The organism is Sulfuricurvum sp. (assembly GCF_030691015.1).
Taxonomy (GTDB): Bacteria; Campylobacterota; Campylobacteria; order Campylobacterales; family Sulfurimonadaceae; genus Sulfuricurvum.
Map to the genome: position 1 here is coordinate 37,109 of NZ_JAUYFF010000018.1, position 15,958 is coordinate 53,066.

The following is a 15,958-nucleotide window of genomic DNA, read 5'->3' on the forward strand; positions in this document are numbered from 1 at the left end:
GATGTGCCGCTCAATTGAGAAGTTCTATCAAACAAAGCACATAAAAACGGGTATTGTCATCCGAGAGTATCCGCTTGATTTTTGCCGAATAAAGGACTCCTTCAATGTCAAAATAGAGTTCGTCTCCCATAAGCAAAAATTCTTCTTTCCAATCACAAAAATGGGGATCGCTTTTTACGGGAGCATCATCATTCAGGAGATCTTTAAAGTTGAGCTCTTTATTGATCAGTTTTGTATAATAAGGGGTACCTGCAAAGATAGAGAATATTTCACTATTGCCGACAATCACATGATCGTGTTGATCAAGGATCAAGGAGGGGAGGGGGATGTTTTTGATAAGAGATTCAAGAGATTTATTGAAAGCGTGCTGTATCAGTTCCAGCTGATCAAGCTTTTCCCTCTCTTTCTGCTGAGATTCCTGCTCGATTTTAAGGGCTAAATCGTATAAAATATTGTCCAGCTTATCAAAAATAATCGGCTTAATAATAAAGTTCTCGATTCCGATTTCAATGGCACGTAACATATATTTTGCTTCGGAATGGGCTGTAATCATAATGCATTTTTGTGTTGGGTTATGCGCTTTAATTTTTTCAAGCATATCAAGACCTTGCATAATTGGCATCGTCTGATCTGAGATAACGATGTCAATCGGACGGAGCGAATTCAGATAAAAATCAAGTCCTTCTTGACCGTTTGAAGCGAGGGAAACATGTCCAACCGTATCGCTGAGCATATCGGAAACCATTTCACGAATGAGCCTCTCGTCATCAACGAATAGAACATGTAGTTTTTTTGCTAGCGTGATATGATTTTCCATTTTTAGCCTTTGTTGTTAATGTGTGCAGGGATAAATATTGTAAATACCGCTCCTTCAGCGTCATTATGAGCCGTAATGCTCCCGCCAAGGTGCTCTTCGACAATCCGTTTAGACATATACAAACCGATTCCCGTCCCTTGCGATTTGTGTTTGGTCGTAAAATAGGGTTCGAAAATTTTGTCGATATATTGAAGATCGATCCCGCCCCCATTGTCGTAAATACGGATGAGTGCTTGAGTTTTATCATCCGAACAAGCTACCTCTAAACGGATAACTCCGTTTAAGATAGCATTGGAAACAATTGCATCTTTAGCGTTATTGACAAGGTTGAGCAGTACTTGCTTGAGGTCTTCGGGAAATCCGTAAAGCTCTATATCCGATTGCACGGATGTCTTCAATGTGATGTTGGCAAGATTAAAACTCGGTTCTACGAGTGTAATCGCATTTTCAATAATACTGTAGAGGGTATAGTGTACTTTTTCTTTATTAGGCTCAAAGTGTCCTCGGAAGTCATCAATCGTCTGAGACATGTGGGTGATGGTGTCCATAGCTTGGTTGAGCGCATGTTCCATGGCTTTGTTATCAAGCGTCCCGTTACTGTGCTGACGGTAAACTTTTTGAAATAACATGGAAATAATATTGAGCGGTTGTCGCCACTGATGGGCAATATTGCCGATCATTTCACCCATTGCAGCAAGTTTGGCCTGTTGAAAAAGGAGGGAATCTTTTTGCCTGTTTTTTTCAATTTCTTCTTCAATCTTCACTTCCAAATCGTTATTGAGTCTTTGAATGGTTTTCGTAGAGGTATAACTGATTGAGAGGGAATAGACCAGCTGATAGATCTCTTCACTGTTGAAGGGTTTACGAATGTAATAGGTATTGCTCTTCAGCGCATCCAATATCTCTTTATTCGTCCGATCCGAATAGGCGGTTGCAATAATTATATGGACATCGGGATCGATTTGTTTGAGGCGAAGCGATGTCTCGAGTCCGTCGATGCCGTTTGGCATCCGCATATCGACGATACAGACGGGAATACTCAACCCCTCTTCATAGTGTCGGCGAAAAATTTCTACACCGTCCAACCCGTTGTTGGACTGAAAAAGGTTAAAATTCATCGTCCTGTCGGTAGGATCAATCGCACTGCACTGAATATCATGCAACTGCTCAAGCTTTAAAATTGCATCTTCAAGGCTCGTTTTTTTATACGGTGCCAATATGGCGGCATACGCTTCGAGGATAGTAGTATCATCATCAATGGTAAGAACGTTATGAACAGCCTCACTCATGATTTATATCCTGGGGCAAGTGTAATCGTGAAGAGAGTCCCTTTTCCAATTCCTTCAGATTTGCAGGTAATCGTATGTCCGTTTCCGGTTAGAAAATTGGCAAAAGAGTGCAGCCCAAGTCCGTGCCCGTCTTTTTTGGTCGTAAAGCCCTGTAAAAATACATTCTTAGTTGTCTCTTCATCCATTCCGATACCGTTGTCATAGACTTCTATTACAATATTTTCATCCATCATAATGGTATCGTTGTTCATCATGTCAAGTTCGAAGAAGCTCCCCTCGATAGGGACGCTTCTCGCCGAAATTTTTATAATTTTCGGAAAAAGTTTATGGCTTTTGTCTGCTGTGAGAATCGCATGGATTGAATTTTTAAGGACATTAAGCATTCCGTTAAAAAGATGTATTCTATTAATTTGAAAACTAAGGCTTGGATGTATATCCACCATAAGTGCAATATCGTTTTTAAAGAGTTGCGGTTCGATGACACTGCGTATTTCGGTAATAAGATCGATAAATTTGACCAACTCATCCATATTGTTTTTGGTATTTTTGTAGAGTTCTTGTTGATAGGCTATGGTGGTAGCGATATTACTGATCGCTTTTTGTAGATTTTTCATATCGCTGTCTAAAACATTCTTAATAGTATCGGTCATAGAGGATTCGATAATATTCAGACTCATTTCGATTTTCTTGAAATTTTTGAGATACTCTTCTAAAACACTCTCTTTGACGAACTGTTTATTCCCCTGAAGCTGCTCTTTGATATGATCAAAATATTTGAAAAAGAATTGCATCGGTTCGAGATTCTTAATAATACGCTCGGAGAGATGCTGCGCACCCGTGACGATATTTCCAATGTTGTGGATGTATTCGCTGGTCACATCAAAAATACCCTGTTTATAGGCAAGTTCCTTGGATATACTGATCTCATTTTTATGCAGTTCAACGACATTGGTTATGTCTGTCAATGATAGGATATAGCTGGATTGATGTTCACCCGATCCGCTTTCTTTGTTATCAATAACGGTGGATATGATTGTAAAATAAAGGAGTTTTCCGTCAATCAATATTTCAACTTTTGGAAGCATCCTCTCATCTTTAAATGTTAGAAATTCAAACCAAGAATCAGTTGAACACGAACCGTACGTATTGGTAATGGGAAGAACTTGAATTTTACGCGGAAAAGCAGGCTCCATCACCGAATCAAATATTTGGTGGAAATAGTTATTAGCCTGAAGAAGTTCACCCTTATGGTTTACAAGCAAGATTGCAGTATGTGCTGTAGCATCAAAAAGACTTTTGTTAATTTGATCTAAATCTTGTTGAAGCTGTTGAATATCAGTTTCGTATTGAAGGGTAAGAGGGGAGTGCGAAGTCTGCATCAAAATCCTTGGTATGTAAAAAGGTTATTGAATGATTATGACGCCTTAGTGTTGCAAATATGTTGCATTTAATGGAATGACGGGAAAGATTATTCCCGTTTTGAAGCTTCTTTTAACATAGTGTCCATGATGATGAAAAGTTTACCGGATGCCGTTTCGACTTGTTGAAATCGATCCACTATTAGGTCTTTAGATTCACTTAGACCCGTAGTTTTAATTATCTCTGCCACTGCCAGAACATTGTCATGGACTTGTTTATGCGGTTCTTGAATCAGCTTGTACGATGGGAAGGCGCTAAAACTCTTTTTGCCGTCTCCTTGTTCATACCATTTTCCGAATCGGCAATTGGTATGATCGACAAATGCCCCATCCAATTTACGTGCGTAGACAGCATCGTACGCCCGTCCTTTGAAGAGTATATGATCTATTTTCGCTAGAGTAATAAATGCGGTGAGCTCAATATTATGGACGACATTCGCCGTTTCCAGTGCATTTGTATTGAAAGAATGGATCGTTTCGGTAAAGTTTTGAATCATGCCGTTGGATTTGAACGCAATCTCATTCATTGCCTCTGAGCTGGATTGAATCTGGTGCGTATCTTGCTGTAGGGTCTGTATCGCTATAGAAATATCACCGGTCGCTTTTTGGGTTTTTTCTGCGAGTTTTCGAACTTCATCCGCGACAACAGCAAATCCACGCCCGTGTTCTCCCGCACGTGCGGCTTCGATGGCGGCATTCAGCGCAAGCAAGTTTGTCTGATCCGCGATATCTTTAATTAAATTAACAACCGAGTTAATATCGTTCGCTCTCGTCCCCAACGCATTGATAGCACCGTTAGAATCCTGTACCAGAGCGGTAAGTTCATTTAGATTGGTCGTAACGGTATCGAGTTCTTTTACCGTGATAGTTGATTGATCCGCTGTACTTTGAGAAATAGTTGAAATATGAGAAAGGCTCTCAATTGATGTCATAAGATCACGCTGAATGACATCAAGACCTCCGGTAGAACGACTGATCTCAGCCAGTTTTCCGTCCAAATCGAAGAGTTTAAGTGACTCATGGCTTTGCTCCATCTTTTTAACGCTCAGGTTGATATTTTCAGCTGAACGTTTGAAGGATCCTTTGAGCCCTGAACTTTGCACGGTGCGATAATAGTGATCTTTACTCAACGCATCGATAACGGCATAGGTATCACGCATATAGACTTCCAACTGATCTATCATATTATTGGTATTCCAGCATAATGCCTTAAGCTCTCCATATTCATTAATATTAGTTATTCGAGACTCCATGTGGCCTTCTTCGATTTCATTCATCACCTCCGCAACTTTATGGATTGTGGATTGAACTTTACGAATATTGATAAAAATTGCCCACGCAATCGCAAAATTTATAACATTCAACAATCGAATCCAGTCAAAGCCTATGGTAATGATTTCGACCACTAACGCTATTAAAAATACAACGATAGAGATAAGATTAAGATACTGTAATTTAGTGAGAGAGGATGAATTCATCATAGGTGACCTTCATTTGATCTAATGCGGCAATTAATATTTTTTCGCCTGCAGCAATTCCGCCGATTTTTTCGGCACTGAGCATGGAACGATAAAGCGGTTGAATAATAGAGAGCGCTTCTTTTTTGGGCTTACGGCGTACCGAGTGGTATCCGATAATATTCCCTTGTGCATCAAAGCTGGGAGTTACATGGGCATATACCCAGTAATAGTCATTATTTTTTGTCTTATTGATGACATAGGCAAAGACCTCTTCTCTCGATTGAATTCGCGTCCATAGCAATTTAAAAACACTTGCGGGCATATCACTATGACGCAAGATGTTATGAGGGGCGTAGAGCAATTCGTCTTCAGTGTACCCTGACATACTGATAAACAGTTCATTACCGTAGGTAATCTTCCCTTTAATATCCGTTTTTGAGACGATAAATGTGTCATCGCTAAACGTCAATTCATTTCCTGCCATACTATTCTCCTTTCATTTGTTTATTTTTAGCTTTTAAATTCATTAATACGAGATTGAAGCGATTTTGCCACTTGCAGTAATTTATCCGAGTCGCTCTCGATCATTTCGACACTTTTTTGGTTTGATTGCGAAACATGATTAATATTTGATATCCGTTCAATGATCCATTCGATGTGGCTTACCACTTCAACTGAATCATTGTATGAATGCTGTGCAACAAGAACGGATCGCTCCATTTCAGAAGAAGTTACCGAAATTTTTTCTTCTACTTCATCGGAAATAAGCGTTAATTGATTCATATTTCGGGCATTGTTGATCATCTTATCGCTTACATCATTGATCGACTGTACGATTGTATTAACATTAATTTCTATCTCCGTTAAGCTTCGCTGCGTCCGCTCCGCCAACTTACGTACTTCATCAGCGACAACGGCAAATCCTCGTCCATGCTCACCTGCACGTGCCGCTTCGATTGCAGCATTGAGCGCGAGTAGATTGGTTTGATCAGCGATCTCTTTGATTACTTCCAAAACATTTTTGACCTGATCGGCATCTTGACGCAAGCCAACCAGCTGGGAAGACATTTCCTGTTCCGTCTCAATGTACCCCTCAACCTCCACAACCAATTTACTGAGTACATTTTTAGCCGTAATCAATTCATTATTTGCCGTCGTAACATTTTTTTGTGTTTGCTCGGATATCAAAATACTTTTCGACAATATCTCTTTAATGGAGATACTTTTATCGGTAGCTTCTTTGACAATAGAACGCTCTTGATCTACCCCTTTAGAGATACTATGTGTTGCTTCGGTGATCGTAGATGCAATCATAGAATTCTGAGCACCCAATATTTTTACTTGATTGACGGTATCTTGAACCATAGCAACAAAATGATTGACTTCAACGGCCGCTTCTGAAAATTCATCTTTTTTGGTTACTTCGAGTCGTTTGGTTAAGTCTTTATCACCGTTGACTAATTCATTGATACGTTTTTTGAGTTCTTCAAGCGGATGCAAGATTTCTTTTCCGAAAAAGATAGAAAGGATGACGACAAAAGCAACAATCGTAATACTTAAAGTAATCAACAAAATAAATTTTGTATTATCAATTTCTGCATCATTTTTCTCCAAAGAAACGACCAGATCCATAACTCCCAAGACTTCACCGATTTGAATATTAGTGTGGCACGATAAACATCTCTCTTGTGCGATCAATGGTTGTAAAAGGCGTATAGAATGCCCTTCGTCTCTGTTTTCAATGACTTGAGGCTTTTTGCTTTTAAAAATTTCCTGAATCATCGGATCATCACTGAATTGTTCATTTAACCCAAACAGTTCAATTACCTGCTGAGATTTTTGAACTTCGATTTTAGAAACACCGTCGATCTCCTGTGCATGGGTAATGGCTTCGTTTACGACTTTTGGATCACCGGCGAGCATACTTAGTGAAAGAGTTTGAAAGATAGAATCGCTTAGCATCATTAATGAGCGTTTGGCTGTTTCGTTAGAAAAGGTATTCAACGATGTCGATATATACGAATATATTGCCCCCATCCCAATAAAACTAAAAAAAATAATTGTAAAAATTATTTTTGATTTGACGGTCGTTAGCATGATTAGCCTTCTTTTAAATAAGTGAGAGAATGATAAATGTTTACTGTTGCAATAGTGTCGCAAAACGCTTATTCAACATCGGAGTGACTTATCTCTTCAAGAAAACGGATAAACATTTGAAGCTGTTTTTTCTTTTTTGTGGAGCGGGCTTCGATAACTTTGTCACGAAAATGATCTAACAAGACATTTTGAAAAAGATAAAACTCAGAGGGGCTCATCCGCTCAGAAGCGTTGATTTTTTCTAATGCTGCATAAAGTTTTCTTCTTGTGGATGCCGTAAGTTCGTTATCCATATTCGCAAACACCGATTCACATTCATAGATTGCTTTGGATGTAATGGAGACTTTATGTTCTTGTTCCGTTGTTTCTACGGCTAATAGCTTGAATTTTTGTGTCGTACTTTGGTACAGGTGCCGGTATTGGGAAATTAAATTATATTGGTGGATAATACTATCGATAGCCGCGTGCTGACTTAAATAAAAAATCGGAAGTTTTCCATAAATTTCAATGACGGTTCTACCATTGGGAGATTGATACCACGTCAAAATTTTTGCCCCTTTGAGTCGTGCTTTGAGTATTATCTCTTCGAGTAAATGTTCGGAGGAATTATTCGTGGATACTGACAATATTGAGCACATAGGTCATCACTGAAAGTAAAAAAACAAATGCAGCAAATACAACTACAAAAAGGCTGAGCATCAAATAAAACCTTTTAATTCAAATAGATAAAGAATCATAAGGTTTTAGTGTTGCAAGTTTGTCGCAATTTAAAAATCGAAAATATCGTCCATGTCGATTGATTCGTTCGGGGAATCATTAACACATAACATGCTACCCACCATTTGGGCATTGCTGATAATCGTATCATCCATAAAATTGACGCTTGGCGCACCGTCATAAAAGATCATTTGCAGCCAATTTGTCAAATCCAATCCGAATGTTTTACAAAAGAGCCCCAAAGAAGAAGATTTATCGATAAAAGTTTGCACATTGTTATTAATGGTCGAGGACAATTCACCTAATGATCTCGCAATTGGATAGCTTTCTGAATAGATAGATGCAGATTTTCCGATCCTATCGAGATAATAAGCGATCTCTTCAACTTCATCGTATCGGATATCTCCGCTTCCTACCATCAGTAAAAGGGTATTTAGTCGGGAAAGATTTTCTTTGATATCTTCTAAATCTTCTTCATCCATATAGTAAAAGATTTGATTTTCAACGACAGGCTCCACATAGGTTTCTGCGACGACTTGCGATTGAATCTCACTCTTTGCTGTCTCTGTCATGATAATCGTCTCGGTGCTCTTTTTTGGATCAGACGGAATTTCAACTTTACACAGATCGACTTTTTCACGAGGGGTGAGTATCGTAACTTTATAGTGGTCAAATATATAGGTATTGAGCTCAGGGATTTTGTTTAGAATCGTCCTGATCCGATCAGGGTTGATTTGACTTAAGCCTTCAATCGTAAAGTAGATATTTTTGTCAGACTCTTCAATCCATATATGCGGTGTCACGTTGATATTAAGCGCTTGTATTGAGATATCATAAATCGCACGTACAGTATCGGATAGCCGCGTAGAAGCTTGATGCGTATTAAGGATGCTTTTTCCGACATTGCATCGTCGACATGCATCGGTAAGGGTTCTCGTTTCTTGAGTCTCTAGGAGATAAAACTCCCAAAACTCAGCTAAAACGTCATACTCTTTGATGAAATAGGAGATGGTTCGCCCATACGTTGCATCACCGTAAAGATTATGACCTTCATGGATAGAAAGATGCAATCGGCGTGATTGTATCAGTGCGGTATAGTTGTCTAACCGTGAATAAAAAAGATCAGGATCAATCGGTTTTCGAATATAATCTTCAGCTCCGCTGCGTAAGATTCGGCTCCGTATTTCAGGGTCTTTCGTATCAGAGACGACAATAATCATCGCTTTGGAATTTTTTTCACGAATCAGTTCGGTTGCTTTCGCACTCTCCATCTCAGAAATTTCAACATCGATGAAGACCATGTCGTAATTCTCGTGATCGGACATCATAACCGCTTCATTTCCGTTATCGGTTTCATAAATCACAAACTTTTTCCGTGTATCATGGGCATACTCTTCCAACATGGTACGAAGATATATTCGGCTCTCTTTATTCTTATCAACTATGAGTATTTTTTTCATATACACCCTATCTTAAAATTCTGTTCTTAGCGTGTTGTGTATTAAAAAGTCTGAATACGCTGAGGGATATCACCCAAATGTACTACTTCGCGAACGGCTTGTGATTCGATAGCTTTGAGCGGCATTCCGAAAACAACGCAATCTTTTTCACTTTGCGCTATTGTCAATGCACCCGAGTCATACATCTCTTTCATGCCGATAGAACCGTCATCTCCCATCCCTGTTAGCATGATCCCCATGGCTTTTGAGCCGACGGCATTGTTGACGCTGCGGAAAAGAATATCGACACTCGGTTTGTGGCGGCTGATACGGGGGCCGTCGAGAAGCTTAATAAAATATTTGCCTTGACGGTTTTCCAAAAGCATATGACGGTTTCCCGGAGCGATATAAACCGATGACTCATTTACCATATCACCCTCTTGTGCCTCTTTAATGCTCAAAGCAGAGAGTCGATTGAGCCGCTCCGCAAAACTTCCCGAAAATCCGAACGGAATGTGCAGCGTGATCAATATCGGCGGAAGAGGAGGGGATATCTGAGAAAATATCCTCATCAGGGTCTCAACGCCTCCCGTAGATGCTCCGATCGCAATGACTTTGGATGCATGAATAAGTGCCGGTTTTTTTACGAGTAGCGCATCAGGATGGATTTTTTCTGTTTCGATTTCAATAGGCTCTTTTTTGGCTCTGTTTTTCGTTTTATAGCGATCAATTAAAAACGTTAAACGCATCAGCGTATCTTCGATTCGCGCAAAAAATGATTCATCCTTTTCGCCAATCCCTTTTTTCGCGATAAAGCCGACGGCACCGTCATCGAAAACATCATGATGGCGTGACACATCCGTAGAAATGACGATTGCGGGCATCGGATGAAGCCGCATTAAATTGCGTAAAAAAGTGACTCCGTCCATTTTGGGCATATTGATATCAATAGTGACCAAATCAGGCTCATGCTGTTTAATCAGATCACGAGCTTCAAAAGCGTCCGATGCGGTTGCAATCACTTTAAAATCTTCAAGACGCGAAATCATGTCTGAGAGGATACGCTGCATCAAAGGAGAGTCGTCAATAACAATAACCGTATACATCTGATACTCCTAAAACAAGGTAACGGCGTTGTCGAGCGGAACCGTTTCGGTTTTGTTGATAATTTTTGCCAATTCGCGATCGGCATTCGCCAGCCGCTCATCCATCGAACGATTTATGATTGTTTTAGAGACGGTATTAAAAGCACTATCGAGCATAACGACCCGCCCGTTTGTTCCCAAAACATTCTCCGCTACCACCCGAATTCCCTCGGAGCGGCAAAAACTTCGGGCAAATATCACGTTACGCTCCCCGATATTGTCGCTGAAATTGTGCAGGACGTTGGCTCCTCCGGCAATTTTTGCATTAATATTTTCTTTACGGGATCCAAGTTTGTACATTTCATTCAGCATTGATTCCATCGCATAAAGACCGAACCGACATGACGTTCCCTGTGTACAGGAGGAGGGCAAAAGGAAGTGGTTCATCCCTTTGATCTGCAAAACGCTGTCATACAGCATTACCGCGACACACGATCCCAACAGGGTCGTAATAGGGAGATTATCACTATCGTAGGTTATAGCAAACTCACCGCCGATGATTCCGAGAGTCTCTTTGTTTTGTATGTATTTGATCGCATCAGGGTGGGATAATTTAACGATTTTAGAATCTACCGTCCCTTTGATAATTTTCATAAGTACTCTTTTGTTTTTACAAATATATTTTGTCCGCACCGCTCTACATAAGGAGCCAGTTCCAATGGACTTTCTGAATGTCCAAGATAAAGTGTTCCACCCAATTTAAGGGTTCTAAAAAGTTTTTTCAAAATAGCGTTTTGATCGTCTTGATTAAAATAGATAAGTACATTTCGACAAAAAACAACATCAAATTCTTCAGACTTAAACGGATAGCTCACTGACATTAAATTCATCTGATCAAACCGAACTTTACGCATAAGATGATCTTTGACTTTAATCAGATAATCATCCTCTTTTGTTGGATGCGCTCTGCGTTTAAAATACTCGGCCGGCTTTATCCATGAAGGAAAATCATCCGCATTTTTATTCCACTCATAGATACCGCTAGAGGCATGTTTTAAGACATCCAGGTCAATATCGGTCGCAAGGAGGGAATAATTTGACAATGCCGTTTTATATTCGCGGTTTGCCTCTTCTATCGTCATCAAAATCGAGTAGGGTTCTTCGCCCGTCGAAGCGGCGGAACAATAGATTTTAAGAGACTGATTCGATTCGATCGCCTGTTTAACGACCCGCTCTTTTAGATCATCAAAATGAAACGTTTCACGAAAAAAATTCGTTTTATTGGTGGTAAAAGTACTGACAAATATCTCAATATGGTGACCGTTTTCAACCAATGCTAAAATCGCATCGATATCCTCGGAGTTAAGAGAACGCTTCAGTTTATCGAGACGATTGGAGATCATTACATCTTTATTGTCACCCAGCGTAATCCCGCTATGACGATACGCGAGATCACGCGCACGATCAAGCTGACGCGCTGAGTACATGCATTGTCTCAGGAGATTGACGAGAAAGCTTCTGCATCTCTTCTTTATCCAAAATACGGTCAATATCAAGGATTACGATCATCTTGTCCTCTTTTTTAAACAGCCCTTTGAGATATTCAGGGGCGATTGACGTCCCCATATCGGGTGCCGGATAGAGGCGGTCGAGTTCAGCATTTTCCATATCGGATACTTCATCGACGACTAGACCGATCATCCGTGCATCTTGGGTTTTAACGGCGATAATGATCGTACGATTCGTATAGATAGGATCATTATTGATGTTAAATCGCACCCGCAAATCGATGACGGGAGCCACTTCGCCGCGCAAATTAATCACCCCTTTAACCCAGCGTGACGCGTCGGGAATAGGGGTAACGGTAGGGTAGGTTAGGATCTCTCTCACTTTAGAGATTTGAATCCCGTAGGTTTCGTTTCCGAGTTTAAAAGTGAGGAGTTGATTGCTCTCTATGATTGACATAATGCTCTCCTAGTAGTTTTTATCTAATATATTCATCGTATCGATGATAAGACCGATGGTTCCGTCTCCGCGTACCGTCGCTCCGCCTATTCCGCGTGCATTACGGAAATTTCGATCGAGCGGCTTAATGACAAACTGCTGCTGATTCATAAATTCATCAACGAACAGAGCGATTTTTTGCGCCGCCGAGCGTACCACGATCAACAATCCCTCAGAGAGTTTTTGATGCTCATATTCGACGTTAAAAATCGTATGAAGCCGTACAACAGGAATAAACTCATTGCGAAGCATCAACACTTCTGACTGCGTATCTCCGATCTGCTTGATCATCTCCTCTTCAGGTTTGATCGATTCGATGATGGCTGAAAGAGGCAAAATAAACTGCTCCGCTCCGACACGGATATTAAGCCCGTCCAAAATCGCGAGGGTCAGAGGAAGTGCAATCGTAAATGTACTTCCATATCCCTCTTCGGTATCGACTTTCACAATTCCGCCGAGTTTTTTGATGTTAGACATAACCACATCCATCCCGACACCGCGTCCGGAAATATCAGTGACGGCATCAGCCGTACTAAGACCCGGAGCAAATATGAGCATTGCTTTCTCTTCCTCACTCATCGAATACGCTTGATGCTCATCTATAACGCCGTTTTCCAACGCTTTAGCGGTTACTTTGGCGAGATTGATTCCGCCGCCGTCATCTTGTATTTTAATAATCATTTGACCATTAGCCTGCTCCGCACTCATCATCAGAGTACCGGTTTCGGGTTTGCCCGCTTTACGTCGTCGCTCAGGAGATTCGATACCGTGATCAAGGCCGTTTCGTACGATATGCATCAACGGATCGGTTAGCCCCTCAATCATTGCCTTATCGATCTCGACACTCTCTCCGAAGCTACGGAAATCGATCTTTTTGTCGAGTTTTTTCGCCGTATCGCGGATCACTTTAGGAAACTTTGAAAAAACGGTCTCCATCGGAACCATTCGGACACTCATAACCGATTCTTGCAGCTCACGGATATGGCGATCGATCAGTTCGAGCCGCTCACCCAAATCAGATTTTGTTTTTTGGTCTTCCATCGTATAGATATACTGAGAAAGCATCGAATGAGCAATTACAAGCTCTCCGATATTATTCATCAACCCGTCAATCTTCGAGAGATCAACACGAATCGAATTGGAAGTCGTATCGGCTTTGAACTTTTTCGCTACCTTTGATTCATCTACCGCTGCTTCTGGAAGTGCTTCTTTAGATTTTGGCTCTGATCTCTTTTCCGGCAGAGAAACTTTTACTTTCTGTTGAGGCTCTATCTCCATAAAAAACCCGAAATGATCGTCATCCGATTCTTCTACATCTGCAGAAACGGTTGCCACAGGGCTTAGCGGTTCTTCTGTTTCATCGAAGAATCCGAACATCTCCTCTTTGGCCTCTTGCATCGTTATCTCTTCAAGATCATCGAAAAGTCCGAAAACATCTTCGAATGGAGGAAGTTCTCTTTGCGGAGCTTCATCATCGAAGAGTCCGAAATACTCTTCCATGCTCTCAGGCATCTCTTCTGCTTTGTCAGAGAATTCACCGGAAATGGGCCCAAACCCTTTATCATCATCGATCGGCATGAGCAATCCGAAGTCATCTTTCTCCTCTTCGAGAAGGATTAACGCGGCAACCTCTTGGGTATCTTCACTAAAAGATTCAATTTTTTGGAGCAAAGACATTTTCGTTGTATGGAAAAAACTCTCTTCGAGTTCACCGGAGAGCTCCATCTCTAAAATCTGTTTGAGGGTATCGATCCCTTCAATCAAAAGCTCTGCCATACTCTCTTCAAATGCGAGTTCACCGTTACGCAATCTGTCCATGAAAAATTCAAGTTCATGGGCAAGTGCGGCGAACATAGCCAGTTCTACCGAAGCCGAGTTCCCTTTGAGCGTATGAACGGAACGAAACAGAGAATTAACCGTTTCATTGTCCATATCACCCGATTCTTCCGCTTCGAGCAAAATGGTATCGATGGTTTCAAATATGTCTTCCGCTTCTTCTAAAAACATTTGACGATATTTATTAATATCAAACACTGCCATAGGTATCCTTATCGACTTAGGACGATTCCCACCGCCTTAAGAAGCTGTTCGGGTACGAACGGTTTAACGATCCAGCCTGTCGCTCCGACTGCTTTTCCTTTTGCTTTCATATCATCATTTTTCTCGGTCGTAAGAGTCAAAATCGGCGTTTTCGCATAGGTCGGAAGTTTGCGCAGCTCGATGATCAAATCAAATCCGTTCATATTCGGCATATTGATATCGGTAACGATTAAATCAAAAACTGCAGATTTTGCTTTTTCCAAACCATCCACTCCGTCCACCGCTTCGGTAACATCAGGGTATCCACCTTCATTTAAAGCATATTTGACCATATCACGCAACATATTAGAATCATCTACAATTAGAATTTTTGGCATTTTTCTCTCCATAAGTTAAATTTTTTTAGCCCTCTCAGGCGACACTAAACCATGACCTCACATGAGGCAGATTTTAAAACAGAGTGAACTCATCTATTTCACTTTGATCCGGCTTGCATTTTTGCATAGCATCATCTTTGCCCTGTACAAAATCACGTTGATCTTGAATGGTGTAAAACGGTACGAGACGCTCTTTAAAGATAACCTCTTTATCATGAGGGATATTGCATCCTAGTTCAGCAGCATGTCGGATATCATCATCCATAATCTTTCCGATCCCGTCGATCATCTGGGTAATACGGTCTTCGCACTGAAGTACCATGATAAATCCGAACATCGCTTTAATCACTTCATCGGTACGATCGAGAATCGATCGGGTCATATTCCACGACTCTTCCAAATCATTGAACTCTTTCGGAACAATCTGCTCTTTTAATGCCGTCAGTTTTTCATGTGCAAGAGTAGTATCTTTGTGTATGGCACGCATCTCTTCGACACGCTCTTCAAAAATCGTTTCGATCTCTTTGGTACTCTCGCGCATATTGAGCTTGATCCCCTCAAGATTCGCATAGTGCACCGACGTATCGACGCTAAAACGCTGGAGCGTATCGCGAAGGGCTCGCGTTTTCCCTTTTTGATCAATATGGGATCGATATGCGTCGAGCATACTCGGTAAACGATGAAGCCGTTTACGGTCGATCCATGCGCTAAATGTACTCGGAACCAAATGGCGTTCATGATCGGGATTATCGAGAGCAACAATAAAAAAGCTCTCATTTGGATTTACCAAGGCTCCCGCATATTCAACATGTTCCAGTCCACAGATCATGACATCACAATCTACCTCTTCGGCAGAAGCGACTCTATAGCCCGCATCTTCCAAAGAGGGAAAACCGGAGTCATCTTCCAGTAAATTCCATATTTTCTTCATAACTATTCCTTCAATACTTTTCGAAACGTCATAACCGTAGATTAATTTTTCGGCATCTCTAATCTGTCTTAGCAGTATCCCATATTAGTGTTGCAAGTTTGTGGCAAAACATAAAAAAGCGATTATTGCAGTGTAATATTTTAAAAGCCCGACTAAAGGGCTTTTATTTTATGGCTAGAAGCTTTCCCAGACATCGTCATTGCTGCTCTTGGCCGATGGTTTCGGAGCAGGGGAGGCTGGTCGTGAGAGGGTTGCCGATGGTTTAACCATTGGGCGTGTAGTCG

15 protein-coding genes are annotated in these 15,958 nt (G+C 41.0%); all 15 read right to left on the reverse strand.

Going from position 1 to position 15,958, the window contains the following annotated elements; translation table 11 throughout:
• Positions 1 to 10: 10 nt before the first annotated feature.
• The 15 genes from Q8O20_RS10725 to Q8O20_RS10795 all read right to left on the reverse strand — a co-directional run bounded on the left by Q8O20_RS10725 (position 11) and on the right by Q8O20_RS10795 (position 15,674).
• Positions 11 to 817: a response regulator transcription factor gene (locus tag Q8O20_RS10725; protein WP_305531155.1), complete on the reverse strand. Its 807-nt coding sequence runs from the start codon at positions 815 to 817 to the stop codon at positions 11 to 13.
• 2 nt (positions 818 to 819) lie between these two features.
• Positions 820 to 2,106, reverse strand: a complete 1,287-nt coding sequence (locus tag Q8O20_RS10730; protein ID WP_305531156.1) for a hybrid sensor histidine kinase/response regulator — start codon at positions 2,104 to 2,106, stop codon at positions 820 to 822.
• A complete protein-coding gene (locus Q8O20_RS10735) occupies positions 2,103 to 3,485 on the reverse strand; it encodes a HAMP domain-containing sensor histidine kinase (RefSeq protein ID WP_305531157.1) in 1,383 nt (460 codons plus the stop codon). The genes Q8O20_RS10730 and Q8O20_RS10735 overlap by 4 nt, the downstream gene beginning before the upstream one ends.
• A gap of 89 nt (positions 3,486 to 3,574) precedes the next feature.
• Positions 3,575 to 5,005: a methyl-accepting chemotaxis protein gene (locus Q8O20_RS10740; RefSeq protein ID WP_305531158.1), complete on the reverse strand. Its 1,431-nt coding sequence runs from the start codon at positions 5,003 to 5,005 to the stop codon at positions 3,575 to 3,577.
• A complete protein-coding gene (locus Q8O20_RS10745; protein ID WP_305531159.1) occupies positions 4,980 to 5,468 on the reverse strand; it encodes a PAS domain-containing protein in 489 nt (162 codons plus the stop codon). Before Q8O20_RS10745 ends, Q8O20_RS10740 begins: the two co-directional genes overlap by 26 nt.
• Positions 5,469 to 5,494: 26 nt before the next feature.
• Positions 5,495 to 6,988 (reverse strand): methyl-accepting chemotaxis protein, encoded by a 1,494-nt coding sequence (locus Q8O20_RS10750; protein ID WP_305531160.1) that lies wholly within the window; start codon positions 6,986 to 6,988, stop codon positions 5,495 to 5,497.
• 161 nt (positions 6,989 to 7,149) lie between these two features.
• On the reverse strand, positions 7,150 to 7,707 hold the full coding sequence (locus Q8O20_RS10755; RefSeq protein ID WP_305531161.1) for a hypothetical protein: 558 nt from the start codon (positions 7,705 to 7,707) through the stop codon (positions 7,150 to 7,152).
• 141 nt (positions 7,708 to 7,848) lie between these two features.
• On the reverse strand, positions 7,849 to 9,258 hold the full coding sequence (locus tag Q8O20_RS10760; RefSeq protein ID WP_305531162.1) for a PleD family two-component system response regulator: 1,410 nt from the start codon (positions 9,256 to 9,258) through the stop codon (positions 7,849 to 7,851).
• 41 nt (positions 9,259 to 9,299) lie between these two features.
• Entirely contained in the window at positions 9,300 to 10,343 is a 1,044-nt protein-coding gene (cheB, locus tag Q8O20_RS10765) for a chemotaxis-specific protein-glutamate methyltransferase CheB (RefSeq protein ID WP_305531163.1), read from the reverse strand.
• A gap of 9 nt (positions 10,344 to 10,352) precedes the next feature.
• Positions 10,353 to 10,976, reverse strand: a complete 624-nt coding sequence (locus Q8O20_RS10770) for a chemotaxis protein CheD (protein ID WP_305531164.1) — start codon at positions 10,974 to 10,976, stop codon at positions 10,353 to 10,355.
• The gene (locus Q8O20_RS10775) at positions 10,973 to 11,809 is read right to left on the reverse strand and encodes a protein-glutamate O-methyltransferase CheR (protein ID WP_305531165.1); all 837 of its coding nucleotides are present in this window, start codon (positions 11,807 to 11,809) and stop codon (positions 10,973 to 10,975) included. Before Q8O20_RS10775 ends, Q8O20_RS10770 begins: the two co-directional genes overlap by 4 nt.
• Positions 11,787 to 12,287, reverse strand: coding sequence for a chemotaxis protein CheW (locus tag Q8O20_RS10780; protein ID WP_305531166.1), 501 nt, complete (start codon positions 12,285 to 12,287; stop codon positions 11,787 to 11,789). Before Q8O20_RS10780 ends, Q8O20_RS10775 begins: the two co-directional genes overlap by 23 nt.
• Positions 12,288 to 12,296: 9 nt before the next feature.
• Positions 12,297 to 14,366, reverse strand: a complete 2,070-nt coding sequence (locus tag Q8O20_RS10785) for a chemotaxis protein CheA (protein WP_305531167.1) — start codon at positions 14,364 to 14,366, stop codon at positions 12,297 to 12,299.
• A gap of 8 nt (positions 14,367 to 14,374) precedes the next feature.
• A complete protein-coding gene (locus Q8O20_RS10790) occupies positions 14,375 to 14,743 on the reverse strand; it encodes a response regulator (RefSeq protein ID WP_305531168.1) in 369 nt (122 codons plus the stop codon).
• Positions 14,744 to 14,816: 73 nt separating this feature from the next.
• Positions 14,817 to 15,674: a hypothetical protein gene (locus tag Q8O20_RS10795; protein WP_305531169.1), complete on the reverse strand. Its 858-nt coding sequence runs from the start codon at positions 15,672 to 15,674 to the stop codon at positions 14,817 to 14,819.
• Positions 15,675 to 15,958: the final 284 nt, after the last annotated feature.